13 protein-coding genes are annotated in these 16,398 nt (G+C 65.0%); 7 read left to right on the top strand and 6 right to left on the bottom strand.

Annotation, left to right across the window (positions count from 1 at the left end; translation table 11 throughout):
* The first annotated feature begins 52 nt into the window (after positions 1-52).
* Positions 53-970 (top strand): SDR family NAD(P)-dependent oxidoreductase, encoded by a 918-nt coding sequence (locus IQ16_RS12990; protein ID WP_018645759.1) that lies wholly within the window; start codon positions 53-55, stop codon positions 968-970.
* Positions 967-2,184: a BaiN/RdsA family NAD(P)/FAD-dependent oxidoreductase gene (locus IQ16_RS12985; RefSeq protein WP_080648133.1), complete on the top strand. Its 1,218-nt coding sequence runs from the start codon at positions 967-969 to the stop codon at positions 2,182-2,184. The genes IQ16_RS12990 and IQ16_RS12985 overlap by 4 nt, the downstream gene beginning before the upstream one ends.
* Before the next feature lie 110 nt (positions 2,185-2,294).
* On the opposite strand, the gene IQ16_RS12980 is transcribed toward IQ16_RS12985, so the two are convergent.
* The 3 genes from IQ16_RS12980 to IQ16_RS12970 all read right to left on the bottom strand — a co-directional run bounded on the left by IQ16_RS12980 (position 2,295) and on the right by IQ16_RS12970 (position 5,801).
* Positions 2,295-3,374, bottom strand: a complete 1,080-nt coding sequence (locus IQ16_RS12980) for a D-TA family PLP-dependent enzyme (RefSeq protein WP_018645761.1) — start codon at positions 3,372-3,374, stop codon at positions 2,295-2,297.
* A gap of 109 nt (positions 3,375-3,483) precedes the next feature.
* Positions 3,484-5,295 carry an ABC-F family ATP-binding cassette domain-containing protein gene (locus tag IQ16_RS12975; protein ID WP_018645762.1) on the bottom strand — a complete coding sequence of 604 codons (1,812 nt, stop codon included), beginning with the start codon at positions 5,293-5,295 and terminating at the stop codon, positions 3,484-3,486.
* Positions 5,296-5,297: 2 nt separating this feature from the next.
* Positions 5,298-5,801, bottom strand: coding sequence for a YaiI/YqxD family protein (locus tag IQ16_RS12970; RefSeq protein WP_018645763.1), 504 nt, complete (start codon positions 5,799-5,801; stop codon positions 5,298-5,300).
* A 107-nt stretch (positions 5,802-5,908) separates the two neighbouring features.
* On the opposite strand from IQ16_RS12970, the gene IQ16_RS12965 reads away from it, so the two are divergent.
* Positions 5,909-6,709 (top strand): MaoC family dehydratase N-terminal domain-containing protein, encoded by an 801-nt coding sequence (locus IQ16_RS12965; protein WP_018645764.1) that lies wholly within the window; start codon positions 5,909-5,911, stop codon positions 6,707-6,709.
* An 18-nt stretch (positions 6,710-6,727) separates the two neighbouring features.
* Positions 6,728-8,152, top strand: a complete 1,425-nt coding sequence (locus tag IQ16_RS12960) for a DUF5107 domain-containing protein (RefSeq protein WP_145831497.1) — start codon at positions 6,728-6,730, stop codon at positions 8,150-8,152.
* A 55-nt stretch (positions 8,153-8,207) separates the two neighbouring features.
* On the opposite strand, the gene IQ16_RS12955 is transcribed toward IQ16_RS12960, so the two are convergent.
* Complete coding sequence (locus IQ16_RS12955; RefSeq protein WP_018645767.1) at positions 8,208-10,580, bottom strand: xanthine dehydrogenase family protein molybdopterin-binding subunit; 2,373 nt, start codon at positions 10,578-10,580, stop codon at positions 8,208-8,210.
* 214 nt (positions 10,581-10,794) lie between these two features.
* Here IQ16_RS12955 and IQ16_RS12950 point away from each other — a divergent pair, with 214 nt between their 5' ends.
* Together IQ16_RS12950 and IQ16_RS12945 are read left to right on the top strand one after the other, a co-directional pair.
* Positions 10,795-11,868 (top strand): Ppx/GppA phosphatase family protein, encoded by a 1,074-nt coding sequence (locus tag IQ16_RS12950; RefSeq protein ID WP_026312428.1) that lies wholly within the window; start codon positions 10,795-10,797, stop codon positions 11,866-11,868.
* Positions 11,869-11,870: 2 nt separating this feature from the next.
* Positions 11,871-12,557: an RlmE family RNA methyltransferase gene (locus IQ16_RS12945; protein ID WP_018645771.1), complete on the top strand. Its 687-nt coding sequence runs from the start codon at positions 11,871-11,873 to the stop codon at positions 12,555-12,557.
* Positions 12,558-12,613: 56 nt separating this feature from the next.
* On the opposite strand, the gene IQ16_RS12940 is transcribed toward IQ16_RS12945, so the two are convergent.
* On the bottom strand, positions 12,614-13,519 hold the full coding sequence (locus IQ16_RS12940) for a LysR substrate-binding domain-containing protein (protein WP_026312429.1): 906 nt from the start codon (positions 13,517-13,519) through the stop codon (positions 12,614-12,616).
* 76 nt (positions 13,520-13,595) lie between these two features.
* Here IQ16_RS12940 and IQ16_RS12935 point away from each other — a divergent pair, with 76 nt between their 5' ends.
* Positions 13,596-14,594, top strand: a complete 999-nt coding sequence (locus tag IQ16_RS12935; RefSeq protein WP_145831496.1) for a Bug family tripartite tricarboxylate transporter substrate binding protein — start codon at positions 13,596-13,598, stop codon at positions 14,592-14,594.
* A gap of 11 nt (positions 14,595-14,605) precedes the next feature.
* Here the strand turns inward: IQ16_RS12935 and IQ16_RS12930 are convergent, their stop codons facing one another.
* Positions 14,606-16,096: an MFS transporter gene (locus IQ16_RS12930; RefSeq protein ID WP_018645776.1), complete on the bottom strand. Its 1,491-nt coding sequence runs from the start codon at positions 16,094-16,096 to the stop codon at positions 14,606-14,608.
* Positions 16,097-16,398 lie beyond the last annotated feature (302 nt).

Here is a 16,398-nt window from a genome sequence, read left to right as displayed (position 1 = left end):
GGCCGGGTCAAGGCTCGGCGCCCTGACAGTCTAACATCTAGGAAACGCACTCATGGCAATCAGGTTCGACGGACGCGTCGCCATCGTCACCGGCGCGGGCAATGGTCTCGGCAAGGCGCATGCGCTGGGGCTGGCGAGCCGCGGCGCCAAGGTCGTGGTCAACGATTTCGGCGGCGCGCGTGACGGCACCGGCGGCTCGCTGTCGCCGGCGGAGGCCGTGGTCGAGGAGATCCGCAAGGCCGGCGGCACCGCGATGGCCGACGGCGCGGACGTGTCCAATTTCGAGCAGGTCACCGCCATGGTGGAGCGCGCCACCAAGGAGTGGGGCAGCGTCGACCTCTTGTGCGCCAATGCCGGCATCCTCCGCGACAAGTCGTTCGGCAAGATGGAGGCCGCCGATTTCCAGAAGGTGCTGGACGTGCATCTCGTCGGCACCTTCTATTGCTGCAAGGCCGCCTGGGCCGGCATGCGCGACCGCAATTACGGTCGCATCGTGCTGACGACCTCGTCCTCCGGCCTCTACGGCAATTTCGGCCAGGCCAATTACGGCGCGGCGAAATCCGGCATGGTCGGCCTGATGAACGTGCTGGCCGAGGAAGGCCGCAAGACCAACATCCGCGTCAACATCATCTCGCCGACCGCGGCGACGCGCATGACCGAAGAGCTGCTGCCGCCGCAGGCGTTGCAGCTGATGAAGCCGAACGCGATCACGCCCGCGGTCGAATACATGCTGAGCGAGGACGCGCCGACCCGCACCATCATGGGCGCCGGTGCCGGCTCCTTCGCCGTGATCAAGATTGTGGAGAGCGAAGGCATCAACCTGCCGGAGTCCGAATGGACGCCGGATGCGATCGCCGCGCATTTCGCCGAGATCAGCGACATGTCGAAGGCCAGGGCGCTGCAGGGCGCGTTCGAGCAGACGCAAAAATACGTGGCGCAGGCCGCAGCGCGGGCGGGGATCAAGCTCTGACCGACGTCGCCGTCATCGGTGCCGGTCCCGCCGGGCTGATGGCGGCGGAGGTACTGGCGCAAGGCGGTGCCCGCGTCACGGTGTATGACGGCATGCCGTCCGCGGGCCGCAAACTCCTGATGGCTGGGCGCGGCGGGCTCAACCTCACCCACAGCGAGCCGCTGCCGCAGTTCATGGCGCGCTACCGCGAGGCGGCGCCGAAGCTGCAAGCGGCGATCGAGGCATTTTCACCCGACGCATTGCGGGCCTGGAGCGAGGCCTTGGGCGAGCCGACCTTTGTCGGCACCAGCGGGCGGGTGTTTCCGAAGGCGTTCAAGGCGTCGCCGCTGTTGCGCGCCTGGCTGCGACGGCTCGATGCCGCCGGCGTCCGGTTCGCCTTTCGCCACCGCTGGACCGGCTGGGACGGCGAAGGGCGGCTGCTGTTTCAAACACCAGATGGCACGTCGGCCGTCACCGCTCGCGTCACCGTGCTCGCGCTCGGGGGCGCAAGCTGGCCACGCCTGGGGTCGGACGGCGGCTGGGTCGACATCCTCGCCGCCAAAGGCATTGCCGTCTCGAAGCTGCGGCCGGCCAATTCCGGTTTCACGGTCGCCTGGTCCGATGTGTTCCGCGACCGTTTCGAAGGCCAGCCGCTCAAGGGCGTGGCGCTGACGATCGGCGCGCACACGGTGCGCGGCGAGGCCATGATCACCCGCAGCGGCATCGAAGGCGGCGCGATCTATGCACTCTCGTCGGAGCTGCGCGAGGCGGTGCTAGGTCTCGGGCAGGCGACGCTGATGATCGCCTTGCGTCCCGACCTCGACGCCGCCGCACTGACCGCTCGGCTGTCAGGGACGCGCGGCAAGCAATCGCTCGCAAACTTCCTGCGTAAGGCCGCGCAATTGTCGCCGGTCGGCATCGGCCTGATGCAGGAAACCGCGATCGCCTCCGGCCGTCCGCTGGCCGCGTTCTCGCCGGCCGAGCTCGCGCAGCTGATCAACGCCATTCCGGTTCAGCTCACCGGTGTCGCGCCGATCGACCGCGCGATCTCGACGGCGGGCGGGATCACCTTCGACGAGCTCGACGACGGCTTCATGCTGCACAAACTGCCCGGCGTGTTCGCTGCCGGCGAGATGCTGGATTGGGAAGCGCCGACCGGCGGCTATCTGTTGCAGGCCTCGTTTGCGACGGGGGCCGCCGCGGGCAGGGGTGCGCTGGCGTGGCTCAGTCGCTAACCACCGTCATTGCGAGCGCAGCGAAGCAATCCAGTATCTTTCCGCGGAGGTAGTCTGGATTGCTTCGTCGCAAGAGCTCCTCGCAATGACGGCCGTGGGAGCGGAACCGCCTACCGCAACTTCCCGCGTGCCGCCACCGGCAGCGTGCCGATGATCTCCTCGCCGCGCACCATCACGACCTCGTCCATCATGTTGACGACGACGCAGACGTGGTTCGGCACGATGCGGACGACGTCGCCGACATTCGGGCGCGTGTTGCTGCGGGAGAGGTCGAGGAAGCCGTGCTCCTCGGCGAATTTCGCGATCTTGGCCTCGGGATGCTCCAGGATCAGGCCGTGGCCGTCGAGGCCGCCGGTGTCGGTGGTCAGAGTCTTCGAGCCGGCATCGAGAATGCCGCGCTCGGGCGCGGCGCGGCTGACCACGGTCGAATAGATGTGCAGCGCGCAGTCGTCCCAGGTGGCCGATCCGGCCGCGACCTGCATGCGGTCGTTGTAGATGTAGGTGCCGAAGCGATGCTCGGTGCCGCCCTTGAGCTTACCGATATTGACGAGGTTCGGCGTGCCGCCGGTCGAGACGATCTTTGCGTCGAGCCCATGCGCGCGCACGCCGGCCAGCGCCTCGTCGTAGAATTTTTGCGCGTCAGCCCAGCCGGTCTCGGTCGGGTAGAGCATGAAGCCGGCAAACTCCAATCCCTTGGACGCGGCGATCTCGCGCGCCAGCGCAATCGCCTCGGCCGGCGTCTCGACACCGGCGCGCTTGCGCCCCGTGTCGCATTCGACGACGACCGAGAGCGGACGGCCCGAGGCCGCGGCGGCCTTCGGCAGACCGGCAACGACAGTCGAATTGTCGGCCGCCACCGTCATGTTGGTCTTGGCATTCAGCGCGCCGAGACGCGCCATCTTCTCCTCGCCCAGCAGGTTGTAGCTGATCAGGATGTCGTCGATGCCGGCATTGGCCATGATCTCGGCCTCGCCGATCTTCTGGCAGGTGATGCCCTTGGCGCCCGCCGCGACCTGCATCTTGGCGATGGTCGGGTTCTTGTGCGTCTTGATGTGGGGACGGTTGGCGATGCCGGCGTCGTCGCAGGCTTTCTGGATGCGCGCGATGTTGCGCTCGACCCTGTCCATATCGATCACGGCGCAGGGCGTGCCGTATTCACGGGCGATTTTTGCGGCGAGGGAAGTGGTCATGTGATCTCTCTGTTTTCGGACCCGTAGGATGGGTAGAGCGAAGCGAAACCCATCAGTAACCCGATCCCTTTGTGCGATGGGTTTCGCTGCGCTCTACCCATCCTACAAGTTAAGCCTGTTCTATCTCTTCGCGAAGCATTTCGAGTTCGAGCCAGCGCTCTTCGGCGGCAGACAGTTCATCATGCGCCTTTGCGATGGCGGCCGAGGTGTCGTCGAATTTCTTGCGATCCTTGGCGTAGAGGTTGGGATCGTCGAGCACGCGCTGCAATGTTGCAATATCGGCGTGAAGCGTTTCCATCTTCTTCGGCAAGGTTTCCAGCGCGTGCTTCTCGTTGAAGCTCAGCTTCCGTTTCGGCGCCGACGACGGAGCAGCGGCGCGCTCCTCTTTCTTCTCCGCAGCCGGTTGCGCCTTCGCCGTCTCGCGCTTCAAATCCGCACCGCGCTGGCTCAGCATGTCGCTGTAGCCGCCGGCATATTCGATCCACTTGCCGTTGCCCTCAGGCGCGATCACGGAGGTGACGACGCGGTCGAGGAAGTCGCGGTCATGGCTGATCAGGATGACGGTGCCGTCGTAGTCGCCGAGCATCTCCTCGAGCACGTCGAGCGTCTCGAGATCGAGATCGTTGGTCGGCTCGTCCAGCACCAGAAGATTCGAGGGCTTTGCCAGCGCGCGCGCCAGCATCAGGCGGCCACGCTCGCCGCCGGAGAGCACCTCCACCGGTGTGCCGCGCTGCTCCTGCGCGAAGAGGAAGTCCTTCATGTAGCCGACGACATGCTTGGGCCTGCCGCCGACCATGATCTGATCGCCACGGCCACCGGTCAGGGCCTCGGCCAGCGTCGACTTGGGATCGAGGCTTTCCCGATGCTGGTCGAGCGTGGCCGTCTCCAGATTGGCCCCCAACCGCACGATGCCGGAATCCGGCTGCGCGCCGCCGGTGAGCAGATTGACCAGCGTGGTTTTGCCGGCGCCGTTCGGGCCGATGATGCCGAGCCGGTCGCCGCGCTGGATGCGGGTCGAAAAGTTCTCGACGATTTTCCTCTCGCCATAGGCCTTGGTGATGCCCTTGGCCTCGATCACCAGCTTGCCGGATTGCTCGGCTTCCGCCGCCGCGAGACTGGCGGTGCCGGCGGTGCCACGATAGTTGCGGCGCTGGGCGCGTAGCTCGTGAAGATTGGCGAGCCGCTTGACGTTGCGCTTGCGCCGGCCCGAGACGCCGTGGCGCAGCCAGTGCTCCTCGTCGACGATCTTGCGGTCGAGCTTGTGCTGGTCGCGCTCCTCTTCCGCGAGCACCTCGTCGCGCCAGGCCTCGAACGAGGCAAAGCCGCGGTCGATCTGCTTGATCCTGCCGCGGTCGAGCCAGGCCGTCGTGCGCGAGAGATTGGTGAGGAAGCGGCGGTCGTGGCTGATCAGCACCAGCGCGCTGCGTCGGCTGTCGAGCTCCTGCTCCAGCCACTCGATGGTGGAGAGGTCGAGATGGTTGGTGGGCTCGTCCAGCAGCAATATGTCGGGCGAGGGTGCCAGCACGCAGGCGAGCGCGGCGCGACGCGCCTCGCCGCCGGAAAGATTGTGCGGGTTCTCCTCGCCAGTGAGGCCGAGCTGCTCGAGGAGGTAGCGCGCCTGATGATGGTCGTCGCCCGGCGCGAGCCCCGCTTCGACATAGGCGAGCGTGGTCTTGTGGTCGCCGAAATCAGGCTCCTGCGGCAGATAGCGGACGGTCGCGCCGGGCTGCACGAAGCGCGTGCCGCCGTCGGGCTCGACGAGGCCCGCCGCGATTCTGAGCAGCGTCGACTTGCCCGAGCCGTTGCGGCCGATCAGGCAGACGCGCTCGCCTGGCGCGACATTGAGCTCGACGCCCGACAGCAGTGGTGTGCCGCCAAAGGTCAGCCTGATGTCTTTCAGTTGGATCAGCGGCGGCGCCATGATCAGCCTTGACTCAAATTCTGGGTCGTTGCGGCCGCGTCAGTGCGGCGGCGCTGGATCCGGCGCAGCGTCTGGTCGAGCGCCGAAAGGAAGGCGGAACGGTCGCGCGGCGAGAACGAGCGTGGGCCGCCGGTGACTTCGCCCGCGGAGCGCAGATCCGTCATCAGGTTGCGCACCGCCAGCGTCATCCCGATCGACTCCTCGGTGAACGGCTTGCCGTTCGGGGCGATCACGTCGGCCCCAGCCTTCACGCAGCGGCTCGCCAGCGGAATGTCTGATGTCACGACGACGTCGCCGGGCTTGGCCCGGTCGGCGATCCAGTCGTCGGCCGCGTCCATGCCGGCGCCGGCCGCGATGCGCTCGATCAGCGGGTCCTGCGGCACGCGGATGAAATTGCCGGCGACCACGCTCACGGGCACGCCGTGCCGGATCGCGACGCGGTAGATTTCGTCCTTCACCGGACAGGCGTCGGCGTCGACATAGATGCGGGTGGGGGTCTCGGTCATTCCGCCGCGTGGTACCCCATTCGGGCCGCAAAGGCGAGGGGATTGACCGCTGTTCCCCGGACCCTACGATCGGGCCCGAAACAACAAGAAATTTGGGAAGGCCAGCCATGCCGAACCGGCTCGAAACCTACCGTGTCGAGGCCCACAACACCGCAAAACAGTCCGAAAACAAGATGCACGACGACACGGTGGCCCGCCGCTTCGGCTTCGAGGGCGGGCTGGTCCCGGGCGTCGATGTCTTCGCCTATATGATGCACGTTCCGGTGGCGCGCTGGGGCCGCGACTTCCTAAGCCGCGGGCTGGTCGAGGCACGCTTTATCAAGCCGGTCTATGACGGCGAGGCTGCCGATGTCGACGCCACCGAGCACAATGGCCTGCTGACGATCGAGGTGTTCAGCCGCACCACGCTCTGTGCCACCGGGACTGCGTCGCTGCCGGCAGCCCTGCCAGCGATATCGCTGAGTGACTATGTCGAAGTCCCCGCGATCGCCGAGCGCAAGCCGGTCAGCCCCGCCACCTTCGAGACCGGCAAGTGGCTCGGAACGGCGCCGCGCCGCTGGGCCGGTCAGGCGGCGAGCGAGTATCTCGCCGACATCAGGGAGACCGACCCGATCTTCGCGCGCGAGCACGTCGGCCATCCCGGCCTGATCCAGCGGGTCATGAACCGCGTCCTCGTCGACAACACCATTTTGGGTCCGTGGATACACGTCGGCAGCCGTATGCAGCTGCTGTCGCCTGTACGCGCCGGCGACGAGATCACCGCGCGCGCGAAGGTCACGGCGAACTACGAGAAGAAGGGCCACCGCTTCGTCGAGCTCGACGCGCTGGTCGTCGCCAACGGCACCACGGCGCTCGCCCACTGCCAACACACCGCAATCTACCAGCCGCGCGAGCAGGCGGCGGCCTGAATACCAGTTGAGGTTTCCTTGCGTGCCCTCGTTTGTTTCGGAATAGCGCTCCTTTTGTCGCTCCATGCGCTTTGTGTCGTGCATGCTGCCGCACCGGTGCCCGATAGCGTGTCGCTCAGCGAGCAGACGACGACGTGGAGCACCGTCAAGTTCGCCGTCGATGCGGAGAATGGCTTTGTCAGCGGGTCGCTCGACAAAAGCATGATCGTCGAACACAGTTTCAAATCCTACGTGCTTGAGAACCGGTATCTGAAGGTAACGCTCGTGCCCGAATTCGGAGGGCGTATTCTTTCCATGGTCTACAAGCCGACTGGCCACGAGCAGCTTTATCGAACGGAAGTCGGAGTGCCTTACGGCATGAAGGCCGGAAATTTCTACTACGACTGGCTGATGGTGTACGGCGGAATCTTCCCCACGTTCCCGGATGCCGAGCACGGCAAGACGTGGCTGAAGCCGTGGGCTTTTCGGGTGGTGAAGGAGGGCGCCGACGAAGTCACGGTCGTGATGTCGTTCCAGGATGACTTCGACTATTCCGCGCGGCCCAGCAAGTTCAGGGGCGCGACCGGCATCGAGGCGAACTACTACGTTACACTGAAGGCCGATCGTGCCGCGCTCGATGCGCGCGTGGTGCTGAAGAATCCGAACGACGAGGCTGTCCAATACGAGTACTGGACGTGCACGACGCTCGCTCCGGGATCGGAGCCGAAAAATCCCAGGACAACGGGCGGCGCCGAAATCATCGCGCCGATCCGAACTTACACGACGCCTGCCTGGTCGACCAATCTGGCAGACGGCGACGAGAGCGCGGGTATGGGCAGGCGGCGCTTTGAAAACCTGCGGTACTTCAAGAATTGGCCAACGATGGGCATCGCCTATGCTGCACCAGATATGCAGGGCGGGAATTTCTGGGGCGTCATCAACCATGACAATGCAGAAGGAATTATTCGCATTGCGGACAATACCCTCACGCGGGGCTTGAAAATGTGGACGTGGGGATTTCCGTCGCTCACCGGCGAAACCGATGCCCGGAAGGATCCGAACGAGTGGCGGCCGTATGTCGAGTTATGGGCGGGCGTGTCGGACCAGTTCTTCCACAGCACAGACTTTCCCGCACGCAGTGAGGTGTCGATTCCGGAAACCTACAGCCCGACCGTCGGCATGAGCAACGTGACGCATGCAAACGAGAAAATCCTGATCAATTTCTCGGCCGAGGCGTCTCGCGCCGTTGTCGAGTTCTTCAGCATCGAACCGGCCATCCCGTTGCTTGTCACGTTGAAACAGGGTGACACGGCTCTGTTCAGCGGGGTCGTGAGCGCCGATCCGAACAACGGAAATCGCATCTCGGCAGCGATTGCCGACGGCCGCAGCGGGGAAAAGATACGGCTGACGATCGCGACCACGGACGGAAAAGAGTTGATCGCCGCCGAAACGGCGATCAAGTGATCGCTTTCGAAATGCCAGTCGAAGCCCCCGGCGTTGCCACGGTCGCGGAGCTCCCCTAGGCCGCCTGGCCCTTCGCATCCTGGATCGCGCGCCACACCCGTTCCGGGGTCAGCGGCATGTCGATGTGCTTGATGCCGTAGTCGGAGAGGGCGTCGAGCACGGCGTTCACCACGGTCGACAGGCTGCCGGCGCAGCCGGCTTCGCCGCAGCCCTTGCTGCCGAGCGGGTTGGTCGTGGCGGGCACGGGGTGGTCGCCGACCGCCATGAAGGGCACGTCCTCGGCGCGGGGCAGGGCGTAGTCCATCAGCGAGCCCGTGATCGGCTGGCCGCTCTCGTCGTAGCGGACATGCTCCATCAGCGCCTGGCCGATGCCCTGGACCACGCCGCCGTGGAGCTGGCCTGCGACCAGCAGCGGATTGATCACCGTGCCGAAATCGTTGACGGCGCTGTAGCGCACGATCTGCACCACGCCGGTCTCCGGGTCGATCTCGACCTCGGCGACGTGGCAGCCGTTCGGGAATGCGGAGGCGACCGGCTCGCTGGTGTGGTCGACGTCGAGCGAGTCGGGCACGCCATCCGGCACCTTGCCGTCATGCAGCTTCTTGGCGAGCTCCATGATGTCGATGCTGCGGTCGGTGCCGGCGATCGTAAAGCTGCCGTCGGCGAACTCGATGTCGGCTTCGGACGCTTCCAGCATGTGCGCGGCCGCGCGCTTGCCTTTTTCGATGACGAGCTTTGCGGCCCCCACGATGGCCTGGCCGCTGGCCATGATCGAGCGCGAGCCGCCGGTGCCGTTGCCGGTGTGGACGATGTCGCTGTCGCCCTGCACCAGCTTCACGCTCTCGAAGGGCACCCCTAGCTGCTCGCACAGGACCTGCGCGAACGGCGTGGCATGGCCCTGACCGTAATCGAGCGTGCCGGTGATGAGCTGCACGGTGCCGTCAGCGTCGAACACGATCTTGCCGAGCTCAGGGCTCGGCGGCGCGGTGACCTCGAGATAGGAGCCGACGGCGATGCCGCGCAGCTTGCCGGCCTTCTTGCTCTCCTTCTTGCGCTTGGCAAAATTCTCGTGATCGGAGATGTCGAGCGCCTTGCTGAACACGGCCTGGAAGTCGCCGCTGTCATAGGTGACGCCGGAGGACGCCGCGAACGGCATCTGGGTCTGCTTGATGAAGTTGCGCTTGCGCAGTGTCAGGCGATTGATGCCCATCTCGTCAGCGGCGCGGTCGATCAGCCGCTCCATGTAGTAGTTCGCCTCGGGCCGGCCGGCGCCGCGATAGGCGCCCATCAGCGTGGTGTTGGTCAGCACCGTCTTGATGTCGACGCCCATCAGCGGCGTACGGTAGACGCTGGAGAAATTCTTGCCGGTGTTGAGCGAGAGTGGGCCCGGCGCGACGCCGGTGATGTAGGCGCCGAGATTGCCGTAGCCGGACAGCTTTGCCGCGAGGAAATGCCCCTCGGCATCGAGCGCGAGCTCGGCATGGATCTTCTGCGCGCGGCCGTGGCTGTCGGAGAGGAAGCTGGTGGAGCGCTCGTCGAGCCACTTCACCGGACGTCCCAGTGCCTTCGCCGCGTACAGGATGCACATGTATTCGGGATAGTTGATGTTCTTCATACCGAAGGAGCCGCCGACATTGGCGGTGAGGATGCGCACCTTCTCGTTCGGCACTTTCAGGTTCTTGGCGAGGTTGGCGCGGTTGCCTGCGACGCCCTGCGTCGGCACCTGAAGCGTGTAGCGCTCGGTCTTCTTGTCGTAGGAGGCCAGCCCAACGCGCGGCTCCATCGAGACCACCGCAACGCGGGTGTTCTCGATGTCGATCGTGGTGACGTGGGCGGCGCCAGCGAAGGCCGCATTGACCTTGTCCATGTCGCCATAGTGGTAGTCGAGCGCGACATTGTTCGGGATGTGGTCGTAGAGCTGCGGCGCGCCGGGCTGGGCGGCTTCCTCAGGGTCCGTCACCGCCGGCAGCGGCTCGATGTCGAGCTCGACGGCCTCGGCTGCGTCGCGCGCCTGAGCCAGCGTCTCCGCCACCACGAAGGCGACGGGATCGCCGACGAAGCGGACCTTGTCGGTCGCCAGCGGCTGGCGGTTGGTCTGGAGCAGCGGCGAGCCGTCACGGCTCTTCAGCGGCAGGCCGCAGGTGAAGGGACCATAGCCGGCGGCGTCGAGGTCCTTGCCGGTCCACACCCCCAGCACGCCCGGCATCGCCTTGGCGGCATCAAGGCCGATGCCGCGGATGACGCCATGGGCGTGGGTCGAGCGCACGACCACGGCATAGGCCTGGCCGGGCAGGTTGAAATCGTCGGTGTAACGGCCCTTGCCGCGGACCAGGGTGTCGTCTTCCTTGCGGCGGACGGGCTGACCGACACCGTATTTTTGCAGTGCAATAGCGTTTTCGAGCGTGGACGATTTGGTGTGTTCTTGCATGGAATCGACCTGAAAAGCCGGCAAATGCGCGATTTCGCGGGGCGCCTGGAGGGGGCCGGACCCCCTTCAGATAGCCCACGGACCCGTTCACGACAACGCACGAATGGGCATGGTCCTATGTGATGCGATGTTGCGCAGGCCTGCCGCGCTGCTAATGTTTCAGGCGAAAAAGCAATTCCAGATCGGCCCGACCGGCCGCGGAAAGACAGTTTGTATGAATGACCACACGCGGCTCCGCGACGGCCATGCGCCGCACGGTGAGCTGGAGGGGTCGATGGCGGCGGTGGCGTTGGCCACTGAGCCTGCCGTCCCCGTGCAGGTGCCGGGAACCGGCGTCTACGCGGCGCTGGACCTTGGCACCAACAATTGCAGGCTGCTGATCGCCTGTCCGACCCAGGACGGCTTTCGCGTGGTCGATTCCTTCTCGCGCATCATCCGGCTCGGCGAGGGGGTCTCGGCGACCGGCTCGATCAGCGAGGCCGCGATCGAGCGCGCGATTGCGGCGCTCAGCATCTGCCGCGACAAGATCAATCTGCGCAAGGCGCGGCGGTTGCGGCTGATCGCCACCGAAGCCTGCCGCGCGGCGGCGAATGCGGAGGGGTTCCGCAGCCGCGTCGCGGCCGAGACCGGCATCGAGCTCGAGGTGATCGACCGCGAGACCGAGGCCGCGCTCGCCGTGCTCGGCTGCTCGCCGCTGGTCGACCCCAGGGGACGCGGCGCCATCCTGTTCGACATCGGCGGTGGCTCGACCGAGCTGGTGCGGATCGAGCGCGATCCCGCCAATCCGGAGCCCCGCATAAAAGCCTGGATGTCGATCCCGTATGGCGTGGTCACGCTTGCCGAGCAGTTCGGCGGCCGCGACGTGACGCCTGACATCTATGCCGCGATGGAGCGAGAGGTCGCCAGCCACGTTGCGCCGTTCGCGGAGGAGCACGGCCGCGACCTCACCGAGATGCATCTGCTCGGCACGTCGGGCACGGTGACGACGCTCGCCGGCATCCATCTCAATCTGCCGCGCTACGACCGCCGCCGCATCGACAGCATCTGGATGAACGATTCCGACATCACCGCGACCATCAACAAGCTGCTCGGCATGAGCTACGAGGAGCGCGCCAACAACAGCTGCATCAGCGTCGAGCGTGCCGACCTCGTGCTGGCAGGCTGCGCGATCCTCGACGCCATCAGGCACGCCTTTCCGCTGCCGCGCCTGCGCGTCGCCGACCGGGGCTTGCGCGAGGGCATGCTGGTCGAGATGATGCGCGAGGACGGCGCGCTCAGGAGCTGGTGAGAATGGCGAAAGACACCACCGGCCGCTTGCACGTCCAGGTCAAGACCGGCGGCAAGCGCAAGCTGTCGTCGAAGCTGTGGCTGGAGCGGCAGCTCAACGATCCCTATGTCGCCAAAGCCAAGGCGGCGGGCTATCGCTCGCGCGCCGCGTTCAAGCTGCTTGAGATGGACGACAAGTTCCGGCTCTTGAAGCCCGGCATGGCCGTGGTCGACCTCGGTGCTGCGCCCGGCGGCTGGAGCCAGATCGCCGCCAAGCGTGTCGGATCCGTGGAAGGCAAGGGCAAGGTCGTCGCGATTGACCTGTTGGAAATGCCCGAGATCCCCGGCGTCGATTTCGCCCAGCTCGACTTCATGGACAACGACGCGCCCGAAAAGCTCACCGCGATGCTGGGCGGCGGCGCCGACGTCGTGATGTCCGACATGGCCGCCAACACCACCGGCCACCGCAAGACCGACCAGCTCCGCATCGTCGGCCTGGTCGAGACCGCGGCTGCGTTTGCCTGCGACGTGCTCAAGCCCGGCGGTACGTTCCTGGCCAAGACGTTCCAGAGCGGCGCCGACGCCGATCTGCTCGCCCAGCTCAAGCGCGACTTTGCAACGGTGCGGCATGTGAAGCCGGCGGCAAGCCGGCAGGATTCGTCGGAGCGCTACGTGCTGGCGACGGGGTTTCGGGGTGCGGTGAACGAATAGCGCCGAACCGTCACGCTCTCGAACATTCGTTTGCGGTTTTTGCTGCTCGGCGATGCTCAGGGGCCTGGGTGCCGCTCGGCCATGCCTCGCACCAGGCTCAGGAAGTTCCTGAGGATCGGTGACGGATTGCTTCGCCGCCACGCCAGTCCGAGAAATGCTTTCGGAGTAGGGTTTTGCAGGCGCCGGTATACGACGCCGGTCATGCGGGCGCTTTGCAGTGTCGAGGGCACGAGCGCAATTCCGAGTCCCGCCGCAACAAGACCCAAGGTCGAGGTAATTCGCGGCGCCGGCTGCCCGAGACGCGGAACAAATCCGGCTGCCCTGCAGGCCGCGATGGTCTCGTCATACAAGCCGGTACCAGGCGGTCCGATCATGATGAATGAGTCATTTGACAAGCTCCTGAGTTGAAGAGGTTTTGTCCTTGTCTTTGCCAGTGTGTGACGGCTCGGGAGTGCTACGACCAGAGGCTCTTCCTGAAGCAAGGCAACCGAGACGCCTTCCGCGTGAATTTGTCGCGCGCGAACGAATGCGACGTCCATCTGCTCTCGCTCGAACTGGCCGACGATTTCGTTGCTCAATCCTTCCTGCAAAATCAGGGAAACGAGCGGGAAGGTTTCGCGAAAGGATCGGATGGCAAGCGGTACAAGCGGGTTGAAGGGGGCAGTTGGTGCGACGCCGACGCAGAGCGTTCCCTGCTCGCCGCGTGCCGCGCGTTGCGCCGTTTCGACGGCGTGATCGAGCCGTGACAGGATTGCCTTGGCCTCAGAGAAAAGAGCCTGTCCTGCACTTGTCAGACTTACCCCCCGCGGCAACCTCCGGAAGAGTTGAACTTTGAGTTCTCTTTCCATCCGGCTGATTTGCCGGCTGAGCGGGGGCTGCTGCATATCGAGCCGCTCTGCTGCTCGCGTGATATGCCCTTCCTCTGCAACCATGACGAAATAGCGAAGGTGCCTGAGATCCATGCCATACCTTATAGGTATCATAATCGACGTTGGCATATCATAGCTCAACAGGCGCTCCCGAGCTATTGGGCTGTTCATGGCAGTGAAGGACCGTGACATGGACACGCAGAGACGGCGCCTATTTTGTTCAGCATTGGCGGCAATCGCGACATCGGTTTTGCCGGCGATGGCCACGCCTCAGGCTTACCCTTCTCGCGGGAGCCGCGTTGTCGTGGGATTTCCCGCGGGAGGCCCGGTCGACATAGCCGGCCGGCTTATCGCTCCCTGGCTGTCGGAGCGGCTGGGCCAGCCGTTCAGCGTGGATAATGTTCCAGGTGAAAGCGGAAACGTCGCGACCAGGTCCGTGGTTCGGGCTGCACCCGACGGATACACGCTCCTCGTTTGCGGTCCCGTCAACACGATCAACGCGACGTTGTTCGATCATCTCGACTTCGATTTTGGCCGCGACGTCGTTGCGGTTGGCGGTCTATATCGCGTCCCGCTTGTCATCGAAGTGAGTCCTTCCGTTCCAGTCCGGACAGTTGGGGAGTTCATCAATTACGCGAAGCAAAATCCAGGAAAACTCAGGGTGGGTTTTGCAGGCCTCGGTACGCCGCAGCACGTTGGAATTGAGCTGTTCGGATCGATGGCCGCTGTCGACCTGACACTCGTGCCCTATCTGGGGTCGACGCCTGCACTGGAAGATCTCCTGGCAGGACGAATCGACGCGATGTTCGATCCCATGCCGTCCTCTATCGGCCACATAAAGGCCGGCAAACTCGTTCCCCTGGCCGTTACTTCGTCAGTCCGGTCCGAGAATCTGCCCGACGTCCCGATCGCGGCGGATACTGTTCAAGGTTATCAGGCCGGATCTTGGTTCGGGATAGTTGCACCAAGAGGCACGCCTGAGGCCATCGTCGATCGACTCAACGGAACGATCAATGAGGCACTCAGCGACATCGCCATCAGGGCGAAGATCATGGAGCTTGGCGCCAGCCCGATTCAAGGCTCGCCCGCACAATTTACGAAGCTCATTGCTGAAGAGACTAAGAAATACGCCGTCCTGATCCGGTCAGGCGTCATTCGCTCGAAATAGTAGCGCCGGAATCACCCCAGCCGCTGATCCCGCACGTCCTGCGTATCTTCCGTCGCCGCCTTCACGGCGGCCTTCTCCGCACCCTTGCCGGCGCCCTTGCGGCTCGCGATCTCCACCGCCTTGCGGCCGGAGATCTCGTGGCCGGCATCGGCGGGCATCTGCCAGAAGAACCAGCTCGAGGTCGCCGAGGTCAGCGCGATCACGACGAAGGCTGGCATAAACACGGCGGCGTTGAGCTCGCTGACATGGCTGAGCCACATCGTCGTTTCCACCGAGGCCGCGCCGACGGCGACGCCGGCGGAGACCGCGAGCTGCTGGTTGACGCTGACCAGCGTGGTGGCACGGCTCATCTGCGGGCCTTCCACATCGGCATAGGCGACCGTGTTGATGGCGGTGAACTCGAGCGAGCGGAAGAAGCCGCCGACCACCAGGATCACCATGATGATCAGCAGCGGGGTCGTCACGGTGAACAGCGCGCAGACGCCGAGGAAGAAGGCGCTGATGATGGCGTTCACCGTCATCAAATTGCGGAAGCCGAAGGTGCGGATGATCCGCGCCGCCAGCGTCTTCATGCCCATGGCCCCCAGCGAGGAGGCGAAGGTGACGAGGCCGGAATGGAACGGCGACAGGCCGAAGCCGATCTGCATCAGGAGCGGCAGCAGGAACGGCAGCGCGCCGATGCCGAGACGGAACAGGAAGCCGCCGAGAATCGCCGCGCGCAGCGTCGGCAGCTTGAGCAGCGAGAAGTCCAGCACCGGCGACCCCGTCCGCCGCGCGTGCAGGACATAGAGCGTCATCGAGATCGCGCCGCCCACGACGAGGGCGGCCACCGTGCTCCAGGGCAGGAGGTTGAGTCCGGCCACCGAGAGACCGAACGCGATGCCGGCAAGGCCGATGCCGGCGAGCACCATGCCGTAGAGATCGAACGGCTCCTGCGTCTCGCTCTTGATCGGATCGATGAACTTCAAGGCCATGAAGATGCCGAGCAGCCCGATCGGGATGTTGATCAGGAAGATCCAGTGCCAGGACGCGTAGGTCGTGATGAAACCGCCGAGCGGTGGCCCGATCACCGGGCCGATCAGGGCAGGGACCGTCACCCAGGCCATGGCGTTGACCAGCGCGCTCTTGTCGACCGAGCGCAGCAGCACGAGGCGACCGACCGGCGTCATCATCGCCCCTCCCATGCCCTGCAGGATGCGCGCGAACACGAAATCGGTGACCGAGGTCGAGAGCGCGCAGCCGACCGAGCCGACCATGAACACGCCGACGGCGATCGCGAACACCATCCGCGCGCCGAAGCGGTCGGCGGTCCAGCCGCTCGCGGGAATGAACACCGCGAGCGACAGCAGGTACGAGGTGATCGCGAGCTTCAGCGTCAGCGGGCTGGTGCCGATGTCGGCCGCAATCGCCGGCAGCGAGGTGGCGATGACAGTCGAATCCATGTTCTCCATGAAGAGAGCAGTGGCCACGATCAGCGGAATGATGCGTTGCTTGTCGACCATGACGGATTGGTAATGAAAATCGGAAGAATGGGCGAGACTTGCGGCTTATCACTGCCACCCGGCCGGGACCATTGCGGATCGACGCATAGCACCTAAATCCCGCGTAACAACGGTGTGACCCTCGGCCTCGTCATTCCGGGCTCGCAACTTCGTCGCGCCCTCGGAACGACGGCGGGTGGGTCGCGCTGGGGCTATCCACGCCGAATTTACCCTAAAAAAGCCTGTGCATGGCTGGCCAGCAGCTCGAATTGCTTTGATTCGTCACGCGGGCGTGCTATCGACCCGCGTCAACCCCACCGATG

Source organism: Bradyrhizobium huanghuaihaiense (assembly GCF_007830635.1).
GTDB classification, from domain to species: domain Bacteria; phylum Pseudomonadota; class Alphaproteobacteria; order Rhizobiales; family Xanthobacteraceae; genus Bradyrhizobium; species Bradyrhizobium huanghuaihaiense.
Note: the sequence above shows the minus strand (reverse complement) of the source record. Positions and strands in the feature narration are given on the sequence as shown.

Excerpts from the sequence above, each read along its gene's own strand:
- IQ16_RS12940 (WP_026312429.1), bottom strand. The coding sequence starts at position 13,519 with ATGGATCTCAGGCACCTTCGCTATTTCGTCATGGTTGCAGAGGAAGGG.
- IQ16_RS12975 (WP_018645762.1), bottom strand. The coding sequence starts at position 5,295 with ATGGCGCCGCCGCTGATCCAACTGAAAGACATCAGGCTGACCTTTGGC.
- IQ16_RS12955 (WP_018645767.1), bottom strand. The coding sequence starts at position 10,580 with ATGCAAGAACACACCAAATCGTCCACGCTCGAAAACGCTATTGCACTG.
- IQ16_RS12965 (WP_018645764.1), top strand. The coding sequence starts at position 5,909 with ATGCCGAACCGGCTCGAAACCTACCGTGTCGAGGCCCACAACACCGCA.
- IQ16_RS12935 (WP_145831496.1), top strand. The coding sequence starts at position 13,596 with ATGGCAGTGAAGGACCGTGACATGGACACGCAGAGACGGCGCCTATTT.
- IQ16_RS12950 (WP_026312428.1), top strand. The coding sequence starts at position 10,795 with ATGAATGACCACACGCGGCTCCGCGACGGCCATGCGCCGCACGGTGAG.
- IQ16_RS12930 (WP_018645776.1), bottom strand. The coding sequence starts at position 16,096 with ATGGTCGACAAGCAACGCATCATTCCGCTGATCGTGGCCACTGCTCTC.
- IQ16_RS12970 (WP_018645763.1), bottom strand. The coding sequence starts at position 5,801 with ATGACCGAGACCCCCACCCGCATCTATGTCGACGCCGACGCCTGTCCG.
- IQ16_RS12990 (WP_018645759.1), top strand. The coding sequence starts at position 53 with ATGGCAATCAGGTTCGACGGACGCGTCGCCATCGTCACCGGCGCGGGC.
- IQ16_RS12980 (WP_018645761.1), bottom strand. The coding sequence starts at position 3,374 with ATGACCACTTCCCTCGCCGCAAAAATCGCCCGTGAATACGGCACGCCC.
- IQ16_RS12945 (WP_018645771.1), top strand. The coding sequence starts at position 11,871 with ATGGCGAAAGACACCACCGGCCGCTTGCACGTCCAGGTCAAGACCGGC.